Raw genomic sequence first — 20,011 nt, forward strand, 5'->3', positions numbered from 1 at the left:
GGGGGGGTGGAGGCGCTGGGGGCGCCGGGGCCGTCCTCCAGTGACTTGAGGCCGCCCTGAACGCCAGAGTGGCTTGCATGACAACAGGGTCACAACCCATCACCGTGCCCGCACCGTTCCGAAGTCGCCCTGCTCATCGCCGGCGCGTGGCAACCTCCTTCCTCGCCGCGGCCTGCCTGGTCGCCTTACTCGGCCGGCCAGGACTCGCAGCCGCCCAACCGGTCGGCGCCCACATCGCCGCGCAGGCCACGTCTCCTTCCGTGGGGAGCCCTGGCCATGCAGCGCAACAGGACCAACTGGGGCGCCTGGTGCGGCAGTTGCTGGCCGCCGGGGCGCCCGGCGTGATCGTGCGGGTGGACGACGGGCACGGCCGGCCCATCCGGATCGCCGAGCAGGCCGCGTGGAGCAGGCAGGATCACCGGCTCCATCCGGAGGACGAGTTCCGGATGGGGTCCAACACCAAGACCATGATGGCCACGCTCGTACTGCACATGGTCGGTGAGGGCAGGCTCGCCCTCACCGACTCGGTCGAGAAGTGGCTGCCCGGTCAGGTGCCCGACGGCAGGGCGATCACGCTGCGCATGCTCCTGAACCACACCAGCGGCCTGTACGACTACACGCAGGATCCCGCGCTCCTGCCGTCGATCCTGGGCAAGGATCCGAGGCGGTGGACCTCTGCGGAACTGCTCGCCGTCGGAGTGCGGCACGATCCCGCCTTCGCGCCGGGCACCGCGTGGGCGTACAGCAACACCGATTACGCGGCGATCGGCGCCGTCCTGGAGAAGGCCACCGGCAAGAGCCTGGCGGATCTGGTCCGCGACCGGATCGTCCGGCCGCTCCACCTCCAGCACACCTACTACCCGGCGGACTCCACCTGGCGCGGCCGCCACGCCCATGGCTACGAACCCGATGCCGCCCACATGCCGCCGGGGGTGCCGGCCGAGGCCAGGGACTATGCGGGGGCCCATCACGACGGCCACGTGAACGTCTCCGACAGCAACCCCTCGTGGGGCGCGCGGCCGGGGCGGTGGTGTCCACCGCGCAGGACTGGGGCCGGTTCTACACCGCGCTGATGTCCGGCAGGCTGCTGCCCGCCGCCCAGCTGGCCCAGATGCGTACGACCGTGCCGGTCGAGCCGGACCGGCCGGACGGGCCCGGCTACGGTCTCGGCATCGAAACGGCCACGACCCCGTGCGGCACGGTGTGGGCCCATGACGGCGGAATTCCCGGATACCTCAGCGCCAACTTCACCGACTCCACCGGCCACTGCACGGCGTCCGTTCTCGTCTCGACGGAAGCCTTCGCCGAGACGCCCGCCGCGTTTCCCGACCTCGCCAAAGCCTCCAAAGCCCTCCAGTCCGCCACGATCTGCGCCATGTTCGACAAGCCGACGCCAACAACACCTCACGCCGGCTGAGCCCCGCCGGCCGAACCGCCAGGGGCTCCCTCCGGGGCGCCGCTCTCAACCGTTCCGGTTCAGGCGCTCCAGGAACGAACGACTGCTGGTAGCGCTGATAGCGGGCGTCCCCATTGTTCGCCACGAACTGGTAACTGCCGGTCCGGCCGTAGTCGTTGTACGGGTGGCTGGGGCCCATGACCTCACCGGTCCATATCGCCGTCTGCGCCTCGGCGGTGCCCGTGGTGAGGCCGATCGTGGCGCAGCAACCTGCGACTGCCAGTGCGCCGAAGGCCTTCCAGGTGCGAAGCATTGTTGATCAGTTCTCTCTTCTGTCGTTGTGCCGATCGGAAGCGGTGCTGCGTACGTATCGAGCCGTGCTGTGGAGACGCTATGGACACCGATCCGTCGGCCGTCCTAGATTCGTTCCAGTGCGAGATCAGCCAGGGGGAACGGCGCTCATCGTCACGTAGCAGGGGGAGCATGAGATTCGGCTTACTGGGGCCGTTGCACGCCCAGATCGCCGGACGCGCGGTCCCGTTGAACGGGCCGCGGCAGGCCAAGATGCTGGCAGCACTGCTGATCGACGCCAACAGCGTCGTCGCCATGGAACGGCTCGTCGCCGTGATGTGGGACACGAACGCGCCGGCCACGGCGGTCCGCCAGGTCCAGGACGCCGTCTCCGGGCTGCGCCGCAACCTAGTCGCCTGCGGAGCACCCGGCACCTTGATCAGCACGCGGCGCGGCGGCTACGAGATCCACTTGGCTCAAGATCAGCTCGATCTGCTGGAGTTCGACCACGAGCGAAGCCTCGCCGAACAGCGCACGACCCCGTTGGAGACCGCGGTGGCGCTGCGGCGGGCGCTCGCCTGCTGGCGCGGAGACGCCCTGGTCGACACCCCCAGCCAAGTCCTGGAGATCGATGCGGCACGGTTGAATGAGAAACGCGCGGCGACGCACAAACAGTGCCTGGCCATCGAACTCGACCTGGGGCGTCACCGAGAGGTCATCGATGAACTGACCGCTCTGCTCCGCGAGCATCCCTACGACGAGCAGGTCGCCGAACATCTGATGGTCGCCCTCTACCGGTGTCGAAGACAAGGAGAGGCGCTGCAGGTCTATGAGCGGCTGCGCCGGACACTGGCCGACGAACTCGGCGTCGACCCCACCCCGCCGCTCCAGGCGCTGCACCGGCGCATCCTGACGGCGGATCCCGCCCTGGCGTCTCCGGCCCCGTCACATGGCCCCTCGGCCGCGCCACCGGACAGCCCTGCGCCGGCGGACCCGGGGCCGGCCATGGCGATGCCGGTGCGTCAACTGCCCCTGGACGTACCCGACTTCGTGGGACGGGCTGAAGCACTGGCCGAGATCGCCGGACTGCTCGACGGGTCGGCGCCGAACCGGGCCCGGGTGGCCGTCGTCGTGGGCGGTCCCGGAGTCGGCAAGTCCTGCCTGGTGACACACGCCGCGCGGCTGGCGAGCGCCAACTTCCCCGACGGGCAGCTCTACCTCAACCTCGCGGCGACATCGGACGAGCCGCGCGATCCGGGGCTGATGCTGGCCGAAGCGCTGCGCGCGCTCTCGATCGCGGGCAGCGCGATCCCGAACGGCCTGTCCGAGCGGGCCGCGCTCTACCGATCGTTGCTGGTGGACCGTCGCATGCTGGTGGTCCTTGACGATGCCGGTCACGCCGATCAGGTGCTGCCCCTGCTGCCCGGCGCCGAGGGCTGTGCCGTGTTGATCACCAGCCGTACTCTGCTTACGCAACTCCCCGGTGTCCGGCACATCGACCTGGACGTGCTGAGCCCGGCAGAGGCACGGGAGTTGTTCACCGGGATCGTCGGGTGGGGGCGGGTCGAACGGGAACCGGGAGAAGCCGACGCGATCCTCGACTGCTGTGGCAATCTGCCGCTGGCGATCCGTATCGCCAGCGGCAAGCTCACGGGCCGCCCGGCCTGGTCGCTGCGGGTGCTGAGGGAACGCATCGAGGACGAGTCACGGCGGCTGGCCGAGCTGAGGATCGGGGACCTCAGCGTCCGGGCCAGCGTCGAACTGAGCCTACGGCTGCTGCCTGCCGACGCGGTGCGCGCGCTGAGTCTGCTGGGTCTGCTCGGCGCCTACACCCTGCCCGGCTGGGTGGTCGGCCCGCTCCTCGACCGCTCGGACGGCGAAGAAGTGCTGGACACCCTCGTCGACGCCAGCCTGGTGCGGCTGACCGCCACCGACGCCCTCGGTGAGCCGCGCTACCGACTGCACGACCTGATCAGGACCTGTGCCACGGAGATCGCTGCCCCGCTGCCGACGGCGGACAAGCGGGACGCGATCATCCGGGTGCTGTCCGGATGGCTCGATCTGGTCGGGCACGGCACCGACCGGCTGCCGGGCGGGCCGATGGCCGCTGCGCCCGGTTCGGCACCGCGCCGATCACTGTCCGACGCGGTCGTGGACCGGCTGATGGCCGATCCGTTCGGCTGGTTCGACGCGGAACGCGACAACCTGCTCGGCGCGGTGAAACTGGCCGTGGACTGGGGCCTGGACGAGCTGGCCTGGGAGCTGGCGGCCGGCACGGCGACCTACTACGACCACCGGTGTCTGTACCAGGACTGGCAGCACGGGCACCGACTCGCGCTGGACGCGGCCGAGGCCGCAGGCAATGCGCGTGGGGTATCGGTGCTGCTGCGCGGACTCGGCCAACTGCACATCTACCAGGACGAGTTCGACCGGGCCACCGATGCCCTGGAGACCTCCATCGAGCTGTGCCGGGACACGGGGGACAAGCGCGGCGAGGCGCTGTCGATGGCGACGCTCAGTACCGTCAGCCGGGTGCAGGGCCGTGACGACGAAGCACTCGAACGCGTCGAGCAGGCGCTGACCATCGCGATCGGTGAAGGCGACCGGCACATCGAGGCGCAGCTGTCCTGCGCCATCGCCGTGATGCGGCTCATGCAGGGTCAACTCGAAGAGGCGGAGTCCTGGTTCGACGGGGCTTTGCGCCTGGCCAAGACGCTTGACGACGAGCATCGCGTGGCCGTCGTGCTGCGGCGGTTCAGCCGGTTGCACGATCGGCGCGGTGACGTGGACGAGGCGCTGCGCTGCCTGGGGCAGGCGCTGGCCACCTTCGAGAAACTGACCGACGAGCGGTGCGCCGCATACACGCTCCTGGAAGTCGGCCGCGTGTACGCCGGTCAGGACGACCGGGACCGGGCGGGCCCGGCGCTGGAGCGCGCGGCGGGCCTGTTCCACCGGCACGGCGACCGCCAGGACGAGGCCACATGCTGGCAACTGATCGGCGACCTGGACGCCGCCGCCGGCATCCACGACAGGGCACGCCAACACCGGAGCCGGGCGCTGCGACTGTGGCAGACGATCGGCGAAATGAACCAGACGGAAGCGCCGGCGCGACCCTCGTCGCCGTGAAGCGCGGCCGCATCGAGCTTGCGCGCGCGACCGGCACACCAGGCATGGGCGGGGCCTGAGTGCGCGTACTCGGGCGGCCACGGCGCCGCCCCCCTCTCCGCATGGGATCGTCCGCAACGAATGGCGGCGCCGCCCCCTTGGCCAACTCCCTCGTGGCGCAAGCCGGATGGGCCGCCCGGCAGCGGGAGCCCAGGGGCCGTCGAACACCGTCGTGGCGCGTCACCCCGGATCATTCCGGATGCCTTGCCCGGGTACCCCGGCACTACCTTGTCGACCGCGTCCGTCAGACCGACAAGAGCGGGGAGCAGGGATGTCGACGACCACCGTCAGCCGCCGGCCGACTGCTGCCACCCTGCTCAGGCAGCAGGAGCGCAGGGTGCTTCATGCCGTCGGCTGCGGTCTGCGGGACGACGAGATCGCCGCCGACCTCGCCATCCCCGAGGACGCCGTGGCCGGACACCTCGCCAGCATCCTCGCGAAGCTCGGGCTGCGCGACCGGGCCGCCGCCATCGTCCACGCCTTCGACTGCGGCCTGGTCGTCCCCGGCCACGGCCCCCGTACGCAGGAGTCGAGACCGGCGCCGCGCACCGCCGTCGGCCGGGCAGCCGGGCCGAACGTGCGGATCTCCCTGCTCGGACCGCTCCAGGCATGGCAGGACGGGCGGCCCCTGAACCTGGGGCACCTCCGCCAGCAGGCCGTACTGGCGGCGCTCGCGCTGGGCGCGGGGCGGACGGTCAGTCAGCAGGAACTGCTCGACGGCGTATGGGGGTTGGAGCCGCCGCTCACCAATGTGGTGCCGGTGTACATCTACCGCTTGCGCAAGGCCCTGCGGATCGGCGACAGGCCGGACTCCGTGATCGAGCACGACCGGTGCGGCTACCGGCTGGCCCCCGGCGCGGTCGACGTGGACGTGGTGCGCCTGGAGGAACTGCTCACCGCCGTCCGGAGGGCCGATCGGGCGGGCGATGCGACCGAGGCGGTCCGGCTGTGTGCCCAGGCTCTCGACCTGTTCCGCGGGGAGCTCCTGGCCGGCCTGCCCGGGCCGCTCGCCGAGCTGGAGCGGGTGCGGCTCACCGAGCGCCGGATCGCTGTCATACAGCGGAAGCTGGGGTGGCAGCTCCGGCTCGGCCAGCACTGCGAAGCCATCGCCGAGCTGTTCGCCCTGACCGTGGCGGACCCCTTGAACGAGCCGGTGGCCGCGATGCTGATGCACGCCCTCTACGGGAGCGGCCGACGGGCCGAGGCGCTGACCGTGTTCGACAGTACCCGCCGTCGGCTCGCCGACGACCTCGGGGTTCCGCCGAGCCGGATGCTGCGACGGACGTACCAGATGATCCTGCGCGGCGACGACGCCGGCCTGGGCCACACCGGAACCACGCGGTGACCGCCGGACCGGCTTCGCCGCGGTAGGGGCCACGGTGACGGTGGCCCCTACCCCTGCCTCACACCTGATCGTGGTTACCAGGGATACCAGGCGCCGTTGTACCACTGCTCGTTGGCGTCGTCGTTGTGGTGATCCATGTTGAAGTCCGGCCAGTAGTTGTCGTTGTGGTTCTTCGGGTAGGTCCAAATGCCGGCGGACTCGTCGCAGATGTAGTCCCAGTAGCAGATCGACTTGACCGGCACGTTGCCGAAGTCCCGGTCACTGCCTGAGAGCGGGGGGCCGATGATGCCGCCGAACGGCGCGGCGCTGCCGTTGGTGCCGGGACCGCCCTGACGCTTGGGGTCCGCGAGGAGAACGGCGTTGACGTTGCCGAACGACCTCCAGTTCTCGCTGATCCAGACGTGCACCACTGCGGCACCCAAGGAGTACCCGCCCATCTTGACGTGCTGGCCGGGGCACGCGGCACGCTGGTCCCGGACCAGGCGGTTGAGCTCGTTGACGCCCGACCGGACGCTCGCACCGCTGGGGACCTGGCTGGCGTACCCCACGTGCTGCTGGATGTTGCCCGTGAATCGGTCGTTGTCCCACGTGCTCCACGTGCCCCCGACCACGATCGTGTAGGTGCCGTCGCACGAAGCCGCAGCCTGCGCTGTGGCGCTGTGTGCCGTGGCTCCCTGCGCCGCCGAAACCCCGACTGTCAGCAGCAGCCCGGCTAACGCGGCCCTGATCCTGCTGGCTCGCATTCGATCCTCCCCAGGTAGTTGGCTCACGCGTCCGCTTCCCGATGCGGAACGCCGCCGGCCAAGGTCACCGGACGACAGTGGCAGCGGTCGATGACATCCCGATGAAACCCCCCGCCCGAGCGGGGCGCGTACCGGGGCACGGACGCAAACGCCCTGGGCAGGCAGTGTCCGCAGCGGCTCCATCGAGATTTCATCGGTCCTCCTTACCGTGTCCGCGTTCAGGCGAGGGCCTGGAGCACAGGGGAAGGACGGCTCGATGGCGCGGAGGAGATTCAGAGCGAGGCTGCCGATGGCGGTCGCGGCCGCCGTGGCGGTGATCGGCACGATGACGGGCGCAGGGGCGCCCGGCGCCGGGGCAACGGCCGCCGCACAGGGCCCGGACAGACCGACGATCCGCTACACCGAATACGGCATCCCGCACATCATCGCCTCGAACTGGGAGGGACTGGGAACGGGCTACGGATACGCCGCCGCCAAGGACAACATCTGCACCCTGGCCGACACCTATCTGATGGTCAACGCCCAGAGGTCCCGCTACCTGGGGCCCGACGGCAAGGCGAGCCCCGGCGAGACCCAGAACACCACCACCAACCTCAACAGCGACCTGTACTTCCAGCGCATCAACGACAACCGGGTGGTGGAGCGGCTGCTCGACCAGCCCGCCCCCAACGGGCCGGAGCCGGAGGTCAAAGAGGCCATTCACGGCTACGTCCAGGGGTACAACAGGTACCTGGCCGAGACGGGCGTGAGCAACATCTCCGACCCGGCCTGCCGCGGCGCGGCCTGGGTGAAGCCGATCACGGAGCTGGACGTCTACCGGCACGCGCACGCAGAGATCATCATGGGCAGCGCCGATCCGCTCCTGAACGGCGAGGTGACCGCCCAGCCCCCGGGGGCATCGGCCGCCGCACCGAAGGCGTCCTCGCCCGAGCAGACCGCGAAGAAGATCCGCGACGCGATGGCCGTCAGCCGACAGCAGAGCATGGGCAGCAACGCGCTGGCGGTGGGTTCGCAGGGGGTGTCCGCAGGCACCAGCATGATGCTGGCCAACCCGCACTTCCCGTGGCAGGGCAAGAACCGCATGTGGCAGAGCCAGCTGACGATCCCGGGCAAGGCCAATGTCTCCGGGGCCAGCCTGCTCGGGTTCCCCGCGGTGAACATCGGGCACAACGACGACGTCGCCTGGAGCCACACGGTCGCCACGGTGGCTCCTTTCGGTCTCTTCGACGTACAGGTGGACCCGCTGAACCCGACCAACTACCTGGTCGACGGCGCCTGGCAGAAGATGACCTCGCAGCAGGTCAGTGTGGACGTGCTGAACACGGACGGTTCCCTCGGCAAGGTCAGCAGGACGCTGTGGTCCACCCGGTACGGCCCGATCACCGCATCCGTGCAAGGTGTCCCGCTGCCGTGGGTGGTCAGTGCGCACGCGGTACGCGATGCGAACATGGACAACCTGCGGGCGATGAACACCTGGTTCCACCTCGACCAGGCCAAGGACGTCAACCAGGTGGTGAACACCCTGGAGACCACGGAGGGTATCCCCTTCTTCAACACCGTCGCCTCCGACCGCAAGGGCAACGCCCTGTACGCGGACATCCAGGCCACTCCGAACATCACCGACGAGCACGCCCAGTCGTGCCTCACCGAGACCGGCAAGCTGCTGTGGAACCAGTCACTGAGGCTGCCGAACGTGCCGCCGATCTCCATCTTCGACGGCAAGCGCGGGGCGTGCGACTGGCCCGACGACCCGAACGCGGTTGCCCCAGGACTTCTCGACCCGCACAAGCAGCCGCGTCTGATCCGGTCCGACTTCGTGGGCAACGCAAACGACAGCGCCTGGCTGGCCAACCCCGAGCAGCCGCTGTCGTACCCCAGGGTGTTGGGCGATGCCGCCGCGCCCCGGTCGCTGCGTACCCAGGAGCTGATCCTGACCGCGCAGAACCGGATCAACGGGACCGACGGGTTGCCGGGCAGAGGCTTCACACCGGAGAACATGCGGCAGTTGCTGTTCGCCGACAACAGCAGGGCGGCCGACCTGGCGCTCGATGCCACGGTGACGATGTGTCAGAGCCAGCCCTTCGGGCTCATCCTGGTGGACGGCTACCTCGTCAACGTGAGCGAGGCGTGCCCGATCCTCGCGGCCTGGAAGGACCACAACTACTCGGCGGACAGCAGGGGATCCTGGCTCTTCGAGAACTACTGGGCCTTCCTGCTCAATGGGCAGGCGGTCGAGAAACTGCCGTGGAAGGTCCCCTTCGACCCCAAGGACCCGGTGCACACGCCGAATTCGCTGGACCCCGGAAGCTCCGCCGTGCGCGACGCGTTCGGCCGGGCGGTGCTCGCGCTGCGCAACGCGGGAGTTCCCCTGAACGCGCCGCTGTCGGACGTCCAGAAGATCACCCGCAACGGCCAGCAGATCCCGATCCACGGCTCGATCAGTGAACTCGGCGTGCTGAACGTGGTGACTCCGGGTGTGGTCGACGGGAAGCTGGACATCACGTTCGGGTCGAGTTTCATCCAGGCGGTACGGTTCACCGCCGACGGCCCGCCCCAGACCTCCTCGGTGCTTGCCTACTCGCAGTCGGCGAACCCGAACTCGCCGCACTACGCGGATCAGACCAAGCTGTTCTCGGCCGGCCAGTGGGTGACCGAGCGGTTCACGGAGGACCAGATCGCGGCCTCACCGGCCTTGGAGGTCAAGGTCCTGGACTGAGACCGGGACACAGCGGCACGCCGGGACCTCGACGACGGTCTCCGGCGTGCCATTTCATCGGGATGTCATCACCTCCCGATACGTTCCGCGCGCGCAACGACGACGCTCACGAGGGAGCTTGCTGTGCTGAGGAAATCGAGTAGATGGCGCATAGTGGTGGCCTTGACGGCCGCCCTGGTGGGGATGGCCCTGCCGGCAGGTTCGGCACAGGCAGCCGACCGCACCGCGCCGCCGCCGATGACGGACGGGTTCGGTCTGACCCAGGTCGACACGGCGACCGGTGGTCCCACCAACTTCTACATCACCGTGACCACGCCCGAGGTCGCGGGCAAGCACCACATCAAAATCATTCTGCCGAGCGGCTACTACGACGACCCGGCCAGGCGATACCCGGTGCTGTACTTCCTGCACGGGTCTCCCGACGACCCCATCCAGCAGACGTATCCGGCGCTGACCACCTCGAACTCGATGATCACCGTCATCCCGGACGGCGGCGCCCGGGGCTGGTATGCGAACTGGCTCAACCAGAACACCGCGGCGGGTGCCCAGAACTGGGAGAACTTCCACCTCAAGCAGGTGATCCCGTTCATCGACGCCAACCTGCGCACCGTCGCCACCAAGAAGGCCAGGGCCATCGCCGGTGTCTCCATGGGCGGGTTCGGGGCGTTCCACTACGCTCAGGACCACCCCGAACTGTTCAGCCAGACCGCGTCCCTGTCGGGAGACATCGACATGTCGGCCGACTCCATGGACCTGCGCCTGGCCACCGTCGCCTCACTCATCGACGCGCAGGGGGTGATCTGCGGCTCGTCCTCCGGCGCCTGCGACCCCAACAACGACCCCTACAAGCCCGGCGTGGACAGCGACGCTCTGTTCGGTTCGCCCTATCCGGTGTTCAACGCCGACTGGCGCTGGAACGAGGTCGACCCGTCCCAGCACATGGACAAACTCAAGGGAGTCGGGGTCTCCATCTACGTGGGCAACGGACGCGGCTCGGCCACCGAGCCCGAGTTCTGGCTGGAAGGCGCCTCGAAACACGTCAAGGACCGCATGGACGCACTCGGCATGTCCTACTACTACGTCGACTACGGCGACGGCGCCGCCTGGGGCACCCAGTGCAACGGCGGCCACAACGGCGGCTGCTGGGAACAGGACCTCCGAGACCTGATTCCCCGCCTGGAAAGGTCCTTCGCCTCCTGACCGTCCAGAACCGTCAGGAGCGGGCGGCACTGCCCACCACCAGGTCCGGCCCGTGGACCAGAAGCGTGCCAAGGGATCCGGGGTGGGCAGGCCGGAGACGGGCCTCGACGAGCTGCCGACCGCGGATGCCACACTCGTGTGGCCGCCTCCCGAGCAACGGCTCCGGCGCACCGGGGCTCGCTGGCCGCCCGCAGCCCGACACCGTACGAAAGCAGAGAAGATGCCCACACCTCCCCAGCCCGTCGACCATGAACTCATCGAGGCCGCGGCCCGGATCGCGCGCACCCGGTGCCGCGGCGACAACCACACCATGGCGTCCGCGGCCCGAGCCCGGGACGGCAGGATCATCACCGGGGTGAATGCCTACCACTTCACCGGCGGCCCCTGTGCAGAGCTGGTCGTCGTCGGCACGGCGGCCGCCCAGGGCGCGTACGAGCTGGACACGATCGTCGCCGTGGGGGACCGCGACCGGGGGGTCGTTTCCCCGTGCGGCCGATGCCGCCAGGTCCTGTTCGACTACTTCCCGGGCCTGAAGGTCATCGTCGGATCAGGGGATCGACTCCGCACCGTCTCCATCGCCGACCTGCTCCCGGAGACCTACGTCTGGGCCGACCACCAACTCGACGCCGAGCCGAGCACTCCGCTCAGCGCGAGCTGACACCGGCGACGGTCGCGCGCAGGGTCTCGGTCCACCAGCCGAGCATGCGATCGCGCGCGGCCGCGTCCAGGCCGACGCTTCGGCGGAATTCGCCACCGAACAACGGCTCCGTCGCAACGGCTTGATGCAGGGCGGCCACCGTGAGTTGGATGGCCTCGCGGGTGGGGGGTGTCCGGCCGGTGGCCGCGCAGTCGGCCCGGGCCTGGGTGTGCAGGCGGTCCACGATCTCGTCGAGCATGCCGCTGCCGGTGTCCCGCCAGCCCGATTGGTGCAGCGCGAGGGCCAGTTCGGCGTAGCCGTCGGCATAGAGCGCGGCCAGCACGCGTACGAGTTCGGCCGGATCGGCCGGTCCGTCGGTCAACGCGCCCAAGGCGGCGTGCAGTTGGGACTTGAGCTTCGTGCCCCCGAAGCGCAACAGCGCTGACAGCAACTGTTCACGGGTGCCGAAGTGGTGGTTGACCGCGGCATCGGACACGCCGACCTCGGCCGCCACGGCCCGCACCTGCACGGCCGCGGGACCGCCCGTGGCGAGCAGTCTGCCCGCGGCTTCCAGGATCAGTCGCTTGGCCTCAGCGGGTGTGCGTCGTACGCGGTTGGCCACCCGCCAACCTTACCTTGACCCATCAAGGCAATGATGCTTACCTTGATGGGTCAAGGTAAGGGGGTGCCTGATGGAAGGACGGACCACGGTCCCGTCGATGACCGGGCTGGCGGCTTCGATGGGGGTACGGATCCACGATCCGGCACCGCCGTCCGAGATCTTCTACTCCCGCGCGGGCTGCCGGTTGCACGGATTCGACTGGGGCGGACCGGGACCCGCGGTGCTCCTGTTGCACGGCGGTGGACTGAGCGCGCGTACCTGGGACTTCGTCTGCCTGGGCCTGCGCGGCGCGGCGCGGCTCGTCGCCCTGGACTTGCGCGGCCACGGTGACAGCGACTGGTCGGACGACTACCGCATCGGCACGATGGCCGAGGACATCGTCGCCGCGGCCGACCACCTCGGCTTCGACCGGGTGCGGCTGGTCGGCATGTCGCTCGGAGGCGTGGTCGCCGCCCACGTCGCCGACGCGTACCCCGGTCGTGTCGAGCGGCTGGCACTGATCGACGTCGCACCCGGAGTCGACTTTGAGAGCACAGGGTGCATGCGGGCCTTCATGGCAGGCCTTGGACCGGTCGCCGAACTCGACGCGGTGGTGGACGCCGCGATGCGGGTCAACCCGCGGGCCGGCCGCGCGAGCGTCGCCTACCGCATGAGCACCCTGTTCCGCCGTGCGCCCGACGGCGATTGGGTGCCGAAGGGCGATCCGCGGCCACCCGACTTCCCCGCGATTCTCGACGCCATCGAACGCCTCGCAGCGCAGCTCGCGGGCCTGCCGGTACTCCTCGTACGTGGCGGGCGCAGCAGGGTGCTGTCACAGTCCACCGCCGAACGCCTGGTGGGGTGCGTTCCCGACGGCGGACTCGTGGTGGTGCCGGGCGCGGGACACAACGTCCAGGAGGACAATCCGGCGGCGCTGATCCCTGCGCTAGGTGCTTTCCTGACGCGCTGACGGTGTGGAGCTCACACACCTTGAGCGCGCGCCACATGCCCATGCCCGCGAGGCTACGAATGTGACCCGGAGCGTACGTGGGCACGCACCCCTTGCAGGCCGAACAGGATGAGGAGTTCGACCGCGGCGCCGTCGGCGCTGCCCAGCCAGTGCGGCAGGGATGTGTCGAACTCGGCCGCCTTGCCGGGCGGCAGCGTGAGGTCACGTTCACCGATCACCAGCCGCAGGCGGCCGTTGAGCACGTACAGCCACTCGAAGCCTTCATGTGTCTGCGGGTTCGGTTCGAGCGGCTCCGGGCGGCCGGGGATGATCATCTTGAACGCGTGCACCCCGCCCGGCCGCCGGGAGAGCGGCACGAATGTCATCCCGAACCGGCTGATCGGCTTCAGATGAATCCGGGGGTCCCCCGTGGGCGGGGCGCCGACGAGGTCGTCCAGCGGAACGTCGTAGATATGGGACAGCGGCAGCAGCAACTCCAGGGTTGCCCGGCGCTGTCCGCTCTCCAGGCGGGACAGGGTGCTCTCCGAGACACCGGTCGTCGCCGCGAGGTCGGCGAGGGTGATGCCGCGGTCGGGGCCCAATGCCCGCCTCGCCGAAACGGCCACGGGCCTGCCGCCCGGCGACGCGCTGGACCTCGGATGCGGCAATGGCGGCGACGCGCTGTGGCTGGCCCGGCAGGGGTGGCACGTCACCGCCGTCGACATCTCGGCCGTGGCGGTCGAGCGGCTCGCCGGCCTTGCCCGCTCGGGCGGCCCGGGTGACCGGGTCGTGGCCGTACAGCATGACCTGCACGACTCCTTCCCGGAGGGCGAGTTCGACCTGATCTGCGCCCACTACCTGCACACCCCCTTCGACCTGGACAGGCCGACCGTCCTGCGCAGGGCCGCGCACGCGCTCCGCGCGGGCGGGCACTTGCTGGTCGTGGACCATGGCTCGACCGCGCCGTGGTCGTGGAACCAGGATCCCGACGCGCACTACCCGACCCCCGCGGAAGTCGCCACGGGTATCGATCTGGACCCGGCTGTGTGGACGGTCGAGCGGGCCGAGTCACCCCACCGGACGGCCACCGGACCGGACGGGCGGACCGCCCAGGTCATCGATAACGTCCTGCTCGTCTGCCGCACCGCCTGAGACGTTCCCACCTACAGGACAGGGGGATACCCACATGCCTCGTGACACCCCGCCGCCCCGGACCGGAAACAGCGAGACCGAAACCCTGCTCGGCTTTCTGGACTACCCGCGGACCTCGATCGCCGCGAAGGTCGACGGTTGCCCGGAACCACAGGTCCGAACGGCCGGAGTGCCGTCGGGCACGAACCTGCTCGGCCTGCTCAACCACCTCACCTTCGTAGAGCGCGCAATGTTCCTCGGGGAGCAAGTCACCGACTGGCAGGGGACGTTCGAGGTCGCACGGGCCGACCGTGGGGCCGACGTCGTCGCCCGCTACCGGAAGACCGTGGAGCGCGCGAACGAAGTATTGGACCGGTGCACCGACCTCGGCGCACCGGTTCCCCGACGACAACCGGGACACCCCGCTCCCAGCATCCGCTGGGCACTCACCCACATGATCGAGGAGACGGGCCGCCACGCCGGCCAGGCGGACATCCTCCGCGAATTGATCGACGGCACGGCCGGTCGCTGACCCCAAGTTCCTTGAAGGTACTGCCTGTTGGCGGGTGCCGGCACGGGGCCTTACGGGGTGTAGACGGCGTCGCTGCCGTACAACTGCTTGGTGAAGCTGGAGATGTAGGTGTGCCGGTCGGAGCCGTCCAGGTTGTACGTGAGGTAGACGCCGTAGCCCTCACCGACCGTTCGCCTGGCGAGGCTCGCCGCTGTGCTCGTGGGCGTCGCCGTGATGTCGATGGCAGCAGGCGAGAGGGCCGACTTGGGCAGCGCGATGCCCGGAACACCCCAGGTGCCGTAGTACGGGTTCCAGGCGTAGTTGAACTTGGATGAGATGTTCACACCGCCGTAGGACAGTCGCGATGCCGCGGGGCCGATGTTGTAGAGGGAGATGAGTTTGCCGGGCATGCTGTTGCGCAATGCGGAGACCAGGTAGACGAACGAGCTGCTGTTGGGCTGGCCGGTGCCGTTGTTTCCGTACTCCGCGTACTCGTCGTCGAAGTCGATGCCGTCAAGTCCGTACTTGCTCACGGCGTCGGACAGCTGCTTGGCGAACGCCGTCGCCGCCGTCCTGGACGGGAAGTTGGCGAAGCCGGCTCCTTGATGGTTGCCGAGTACCGACAGCATGACCTTGATGCCTTTTGCCTGCAGCGGGCGGATCTGGGTCTGCGCGTTGTCGAGGACGCGTTGCACGTTGTCGTTGAAGTACAGGTATGCCGACTTCTTGGTGGTGTCGTAGTTGATGTTGGCCGCGAAAATGACGGCAACGTCGAATACGTTGCCGCCGCCGTTGGCCAGTGTGTACTTGCCGACGTTGAGCATGCTGTTGCTGTTCACCTCGATGTAGGCCACCGAGGTCGGCCCCTTCTTCGCGGTGTGGGGGGCCGCGGACGCAGGGGCGGTCGCCGCTGTGCCGCCCGCCAGTGCAGCGGCCGCCAGGAGCACGAGTGCCGCCGTCCGCACTCTGCCCCGACCGAATACGCGCATGTTCATCAGCCTCCTGTCGCGTGGACCTGCTTCATGAACCGTTCGCAGGAAGAGTGGCAGGATCATGCCAAATCTGCCAGGCGGCGCGGGGCGCTATTCGGTGAGGGGCCGTCTCGCGCGGCCGCCTAGGGGGCGGCGGTGATGCCCGTCAGGATGAGGTCGATGCCGGCGAGGAACTGCTCGCGGTCGTCGTGCCCGGGCAGCTGTGCCGCTGCCACCTGGCTCATGAACGGGTACTCCGCGGGGTCGAGTTCGGCCCATCGTGCGGCGACGGTTGTGAGGAAGGCGGAGCGATCCGTCTCGGGCGCGACGAGGCGGGCGTTCCCGGCGTTCTGCCCGGCGACGCCGAGGATGTAGTTCACGAGCACTGACGCGGAGTCGAACAGTGACCGTTCGGGGACGCCGAGCGCCTGGAGCCGGCCGCCGATGCCCTCGAAGATCTGGAGCAGTGCGGACTGCCAGGGCTCGCGCGCGAGCTGGGTGCCCACCCAGGGGTGCGCGTCGATGGCGTCGAACACCCCGCGGGCGATGGCCCGAATCTCCTCCCGGGGCTCCGGCCCACTGGTCATGTCGGTCGTCATGGCGCGGGCGATGACGTCGTCGCCGGCGGCCGCGAGCAGCTCGTTCTTGTTGGCGACATGCCAGTAGATCGCCCCGGCCCCGGTGGCCAGGCGTGCCGCGAGCGCGCGGAAGGTCAGAGCACTCTCGCCGCCGGTGTCGAGGATTTCGATCGCGGCCTCGACGATCCGCTCCTTCGAGAGTGCGTCCGTGCGCCGTTCGGTCCGCTGGGTCTTCGTCGTCATGAGCACCATCTCGACATGACTGGAACGCTGTTCCAAGGTGACTGTTGGAACAGCGTTCCAGTCATGTTTCAGGCATGCATGCGAAAGGAATCCCTTGATGACGACACCCGTCACCATCGTCGGCGCGAGCCTCGGCGGCCTCACCCTCGCCCGCGTCCTCCATCTCCACGGAATCCCCGCGACGGTCTACGAGGCGGAGCCCTCGGCCGCCACCCGCACGCAGGGCGGCCAGCTCGACATCCACGAGCACGACGGGCAGGCCGCTCTGGAGGCGGCGGGCCTCACCGCCGAGTTCCGCGCGATCATCCACGAGGGCGGCGAGGCCCTGCGCGTACTCGACCAGCACGGAAAGGTGCTCCTGGACGAACCCGACGACGGGAACGGCGGACGGCCCGAGGTGCTCCGCGGGGACCTGCGGCGCGTCCTCCTCGACTCCCTGCCCGGGGAGACCGTCCGGTGGGGGAAGAAGCTCACCGGTGTGGCGGCACTCGGCGACGGCGGCCATGAGCTGACGTTCGCGGACGGATCCGGCGTGAGCACCGAACTCCTCGTCGGCGCGGACGGCGCCTGGTCGAGGGTCAGGGCGCTGCTGTCCGACGCCAGGCCCGAGTACGTGGGCACCACGTTCGTCGAGACCTACCTGTACGACGCCGACGAACGCCACTCCGCGGCGGCCAAGGCGGTCGGCGCCGGCTCGATGTTCGCGTCGGCCCCGGGAAAGGGGATCGCCGCGCACCGCGAGGCGGGGAACGTCCTTCACACATACGTCCAGCTGAACCGCCCCGCCGAATGGATCGCCGGCCTCGACTTCGCCGACTCCGAAGCCGCGACCGCTCGCGTCGCTGCCGAGTTCGGTGGATGGGCCCCGGAGCTCACCGCCCTGATCACCGACGGCGAGACCGCGCCGGTCCCGCGCATGATCCATGTGCTCCCGAAGGCCCACAGTTGGGACCGGGTGCCCGGTGTGACCCTCCTCGGCGACGCCGCGCACCTGATGCCGCCGTCCGGGGACGGCGCGAATCTGGCGATGCTCGACGCCGCCGAGCTCGGCCAGGCGATCTCGGCGCACCCCGGCGACATCGAAGCGGCCCTCACCTCCTACGAGGAGACGCTGTTCCCGCGCAGCGAGTCGGCCGCCGCGAAGGCGCACCTGATCCTGGAGCTCTGCGTCGGTGACCGGGCGCCGTACGGAATGGTCGACCTCTTCACCGGCACCGCCGCCGAGGGAGCCCTCTGAGGACTCCGTACCGCCCGACGTACTTGCCGTCCAAGCGTCAACGCGCGAGGAACGAGCGCAATGCGGCGGTGAGTTCGGTGGGTGCGTCCAGTGCGATGAGGTGGGCGGCGGCAGAGAACTCGACCAGGGTGCTGTCGGGGATCTCGGCGGCGTACCGGCGGGCGATGTCCTGGAAGTCGGGGACGTCGAGCTTGCCGATCCCTACGAGGGTGGGGACGGAGATGGCGGCGAGGTCACCGTTGCCGGGGCCTTGGGAGTGCTTGCCCACGATGTCTTGGTTGACCAGTGACGTCCTTACCGGGCCGCGGAGTTGGTCGGCCAGACCCGGGGCGACGTCCTCCCATCCGCGGGCCGGCCCGCGCAGCCACATGTCCAGGTTCACCTGGACGGCGGCGTCCAGGTCGTGCGCGTCCAGGGCCGCTGTTTCGGCCTCGTCGTAGGCGACCATGTCCGCGGACCAGTCGTATCCCGGCCACGGCGGGGCGAGCAGCGCCAGGGAGAGCACCCGGTCCGGGTTGGTGAGCGTGAAGTCCACCGCCACGCGCCCGCCCCAGGAGGCGCCGACGAGCCGGACACGCTCGTGGCCGAGGTGGTCCAGGAGCCGGCGCAGGTCGTCGCCCTCGCTGAACGGTCCGGTCGGGGGTTCCGACTCACCGAAGCCGCGCAAGTCGTAGCGGATGACGGTGTGCTCTTCGGCGAGGGCGGGCACGACCGCATCCCACATACGGTGATCGGCGACGCCGGCGTGCACGAGCACGAGGGGCGGTCCGTCGCCGTCGAGGACATAGGAAAGGTGGCCAAGATCGTCTGGGCATATGTGCATCCGCAGATGCTGACAGGACGACGGCGCATGCGCCACCCGGACAAGGGAACGTCAGACGTCCCACTCTCGCTTCGCTGTCACGGTCGAGGAGTGCTCAGACGCGTTTGATGGCCTTGCGCAGGACGAAGAGGGCGGCGCCGAGGGCGAGGACCGCCGCGCCGGAGGCGGCTGATGCGGGTGGCAGGGCGAAGGCCAGGGCGATGCAGCCGGTGAGGCCGAGGACGGGTACGGCGCGTGGTGGGCGGGCTTCGGCGGGGGAGAGGGTGAGGGCGGCGGCGTTGGCGATGGCGTAGTAGGCCAGCACCCCGAAGGAGGAGAACCCGATCGCCCCGCGTACGTCGACGCTCGCGGCGAGTACCGCGACGACGGCCCCGACGGCCAGTTCCGCCCGGTGGGGGACGTGGAAGCGCGGGTGGACCGAGGCCAGTACATGGGGCAGATGCCGGTCGCGGGCCATCGCGAGGGTGGTGCGCGAGACGCCGAGGATCAGGGCCAGCAGGGAACCGAGGGCGCCGATGGCGGCCCCGGCGCGCACCACCGGCGCCAGTCCTGGGACTCCGGCCGCGCGGACGGCGTCGGCCAGCGGGGCACCGGAACCTGACAGTTCGTCAGCCCCGAGCGCGGTCAGCGTGGTGACGGCGACGGCCGCGTACACCACGAGGGTGATGCCCAGGGCGATCGGGATCGCGCGGGGGATGGTGTGCGCGGGGTCGCGGACCTCCTCGCCGAGAGTGGCGATGCGGGCGTAGCCGGCGAAGGCGAAGAACAGCAGCCCGGCGGCCTGGAGCACCCCGCCGGCGGTGCCGTCCGTGCCGATGTCCAGCCGGGTGCCGTCCGCGGTTCCGCTGCTCAGGCAGGCGGCCACGACCGCGACGAGCACGGCCAGCACGACGGCGACGACGGCCCGGGTCAGCCAGGCCGACTTCTGCACACCGGCGTAGTTCACCGCGGTCAGCGCCACCACGGCGGCGACGGCGACCGCGTGCTCCTGCCCCGGCCACACGTAGGAGCCGGCGGTCAGGGCCATCGCGGCGCACGAGGCGGTCTTGCCGACCACGAAAGCCCACCCGGCGAGATGGCCCCAGAAGTCCCCCAGACGCTCGCGCCCGTACACATAGGTGCCGCCGGAAGCGGGGTAGCGGGCGGCCAGCCGCGCTGAGGAGGTGGCATTGCAGTAGGCGACCACGGCGGCGAGCGCCAGGCCGAGCAGCAGGCCGGACCCGGCAGCACCGGCGGCCGGTGCGAGCGCGGCGAAGATCCCCGCCCCGATCATCGAGCCGAGTCCGATGACCACGGCGTCGAAGACCCCCAGCCGACGGTTCAGCTCGGAGCCACCTGCTGAGGGCGCTGGCGTATTCAACACTCACTCCTTGAGCGGTGGCCGCGCGGGCCCCGCATCCGTACGGCCGTCGGTTCCGGCGCACGGTATCGAGTCAAGGTGTCGTGCAGGGGCACGCCGTCCATCGAGGCAGTG

Annotated in this window: 16 protein-coding genes and 1 pseudogene; 10 read left to right on the forward strand and 7 right to left on the reverse strand. The window is 69.7% G+C overall.

Going from position 1 to position 20,011, the window contains the following annotated elements; translation table 11 throughout:
• The first annotated feature begins 77 nt into the window (after positions 1–77).
• The 3 genes and pseudogenes from ACSHXC_RS37200 to ACSHXC_RS37210 all read left to right on the forward strand — a co-directional run bounded on the left by ACSHXC_RS37200 (position 78) and on the right by ACSHXC_RS37210 (position 6,197).
• Positions 78–1,417 (forward strand): annotated as a pseudogene (locus ACSHXC_RS37200) (serine hydrolase domain-containing protein).
• Between the two features lie 462 nt (positions 1,418–1,879).
• A complete protein-coding gene (locus ACSHXC_RS37205; RefSeq protein WP_438295743.1) occupies positions 1,880–4,813 on the forward strand; it encodes a BTAD domain-containing putative transcriptional regulator in 2,934 nt (977 codons plus the stop codon).
• Positions 4,814–5,123: 310 nt separating this feature from the next.
• Complete coding sequence (locus ACSHXC_RS37210; protein ID WP_438295744.1) at positions 5,124–6,197, forward strand: BTAD domain-containing putative transcriptional regulator; 1,074 nt, start codon at positions 5,124–5,126, stop codon at positions 6,195–6,197.
• A 74-nt stretch (positions 6,198–6,271) separates the two neighbouring features.
• Here ACSHXC_RS37210 and ACSHXC_RS37215 read toward each other — a convergent pair whose 3' ends face one another.
• Positions 6,272–6,940: a cutinase family protein gene (locus ACSHXC_RS37215; RefSeq protein ID WP_438295745.1), complete on the reverse strand. Its 669-nt coding sequence runs from the start codon at positions 6,938–6,940 to the stop codon at positions 6,272–6,274.
• Between the two features lie 256 nt (positions 6,941–7,196).
• On the opposite strand from ACSHXC_RS37215, the gene ACSHXC_RS37220 reads away from it, so the two are divergent.
• From ACSHXC_RS37220 to ACSHXC_RS37230, 3 genes are all read left to right on the forward strand, one after another.
• Entirely contained in the window at positions 7,197–9,656 is a 2,460-nt protein-coding gene (locus ACSHXC_RS37220) for a penicillin acylase family protein (protein ID WP_438295746.1), read from the forward strand.
• Between the two features lie 123 nt (positions 9,657–9,779).
• Positions 9,780–10,856, forward strand: coding sequence for an alpha/beta hydrolase (locus ACSHXC_RS37225; protein WP_438295747.1), 1,077 nt, complete (start codon positions 9,780–9,782; stop codon positions 10,854–10,856).
• A gap of 220 nt (positions 10,857–11,076) precedes the next feature.
• Complete coding sequence (locus tag ACSHXC_RS37230; protein ID WP_438297056.1) at positions 11,077–11,514, forward strand: cytidine deaminase; 438 nt, start codon at positions 11,077–11,079, stop codon at positions 11,512–11,514.
• Here the strand turns inward: ACSHXC_RS37230 and ACSHXC_RS37235 are convergent.
• Positions 11,501–12,115 carry a TetR family transcriptional regulator gene (locus ACSHXC_RS37235; RefSeq protein ID WP_438295748.1) on the reverse strand — a complete coding sequence of 205 codons (615 nt, stop codon included), beginning with the start codon at positions 12,113–12,115 and terminating at the stop codon, positions 11,501–11,503. The genes ACSHXC_RS37230 and ACSHXC_RS37235 overlap by 14 nt on opposite strands.
• Positions 12,116–12,185: 70 nt before the next feature.
• Between ACSHXC_RS37235 and ACSHXC_RS37240 the strand changes: the two genes are divergently transcribed.
• Positions 12,186–13,064 (forward strand): alpha/beta fold hydrolase, encoded by an 879-nt coding sequence (locus ACSHXC_RS37240; RefSeq protein ID WP_438295749.1) that lies wholly within the window; start codon positions 12,186–12,188, stop codon positions 13,062–13,064.
• A gap of 53 nt (positions 13,065–13,117) precedes the next feature.
• Here the strand turns inward: ACSHXC_RS37240 and ACSHXC_RS37245 are convergent, their stop codons facing one another.
• On the reverse strand, positions 13,118–13,645 hold the full coding sequence (locus tag ACSHXC_RS37245; RefSeq protein WP_438295750.1) for a helix-turn-helix domain-containing protein: 528 nt from the start codon (positions 13,643–13,645) through the stop codon (positions 13,118–13,120).
• Between ACSHXC_RS37245 and ACSHXC_RS37250 the strand changes: the two genes are divergently transcribed.
• Both ACSHXC_RS37250 and ACSHXC_RS37255 read left to right on the forward strand, forming a co-directional pair.
• Positions 13,626–14,195: a class I SAM-dependent methyltransferase gene (locus ACSHXC_RS37250; protein WP_438295751.1), complete on the forward strand. Its 570-nt coding sequence runs from the start codon at positions 13,626–13,628 to the stop codon at positions 14,193–14,195. The genes ACSHXC_RS37245 and ACSHXC_RS37250 overlap by 20 nt on opposite strands.
• A 34-nt stretch (positions 14,196–14,229) precedes the next feature.
• A complete protein-coding gene (locus ACSHXC_RS37255; RefSeq protein ID WP_438295752.1) occupies positions 14,230–14,706 on the forward strand; it encodes a DinB family protein in 477 nt (158 codons plus the stop codon).
• Between the two features lie 50 nt (positions 14,707–14,756).
• On the opposite strand, the gene ACSHXC_RS37260 is transcribed toward ACSHXC_RS37255, so the two are convergent.
• Positions 14,757–15,674 (reverse strand): endo-beta-N-acetylglucosaminidase H, encoded by a 918-nt coding sequence (locus ACSHXC_RS37260; protein WP_438295753.1) that lies wholly within the window; start codon positions 15,672–15,674, stop codon positions 14,757–14,759.
• A 125-nt stretch (positions 15,675–15,799) separates the two neighbouring features.
• Positions 15,800–16,477 (reverse strand): TetR/AcrR family transcriptional regulator, encoded by a 678-nt coding sequence (locus ACSHXC_RS37265; protein ID WP_438295754.1) that lies wholly within the window; start codon positions 16,475–16,477, stop codon positions 15,800–15,802.
• Positions 16,478–16,574: 97 nt separating this feature from the next.
• Between ACSHXC_RS37265 and ACSHXC_RS37270 the strand changes: the two genes are divergently transcribed.
• On the forward strand, positions 16,575–17,714 hold the full coding sequence (locus tag ACSHXC_RS37270; RefSeq protein WP_438295755.1) for an FAD-dependent oxidoreductase: 1,140 nt from the start codon (positions 16,575–16,577) through the stop codon (positions 17,712–17,714).
• A gap of 37 nt (positions 17,715–17,751) precedes the next feature.
• On the opposite strand, the gene ACSHXC_RS37275 is transcribed toward ACSHXC_RS37270, so the two are convergent.
• Together ACSHXC_RS37275 and ACSHXC_RS37280 are read right to left on the reverse strand one after the other, a co-directional pair.
• Positions 17,752–18,537, reverse strand: coding sequence for an alpha/beta fold hydrolase (locus ACSHXC_RS37275; protein ID WP_438295756.1), 786 nt, complete (start codon positions 18,535–18,537; stop codon positions 17,752–17,754).
• A gap of 94 nt (positions 18,538–18,631) precedes the next feature.
• Positions 18,632–19,897 (reverse strand): APC family permease, encoded by a 1,266-nt coding sequence (locus ACSHXC_RS37280; RefSeq protein WP_438295757.1) that lies wholly within the window; start codon positions 19,895–19,897, stop codon positions 18,632–18,634.
• Between the last annotated feature and the right edge of the window lie 114 nt (positions 19,898–20,011).

Origin of the sequence: Streptomyces sp. HUAS TT7, assembly GCF_051550175.1 — a bacterium.
Taxonomy (GTDB): Bacteria; Actinomycetota; Actinomycetes; order Streptomycetales; family Streptomycetaceae; genus Streptomyces.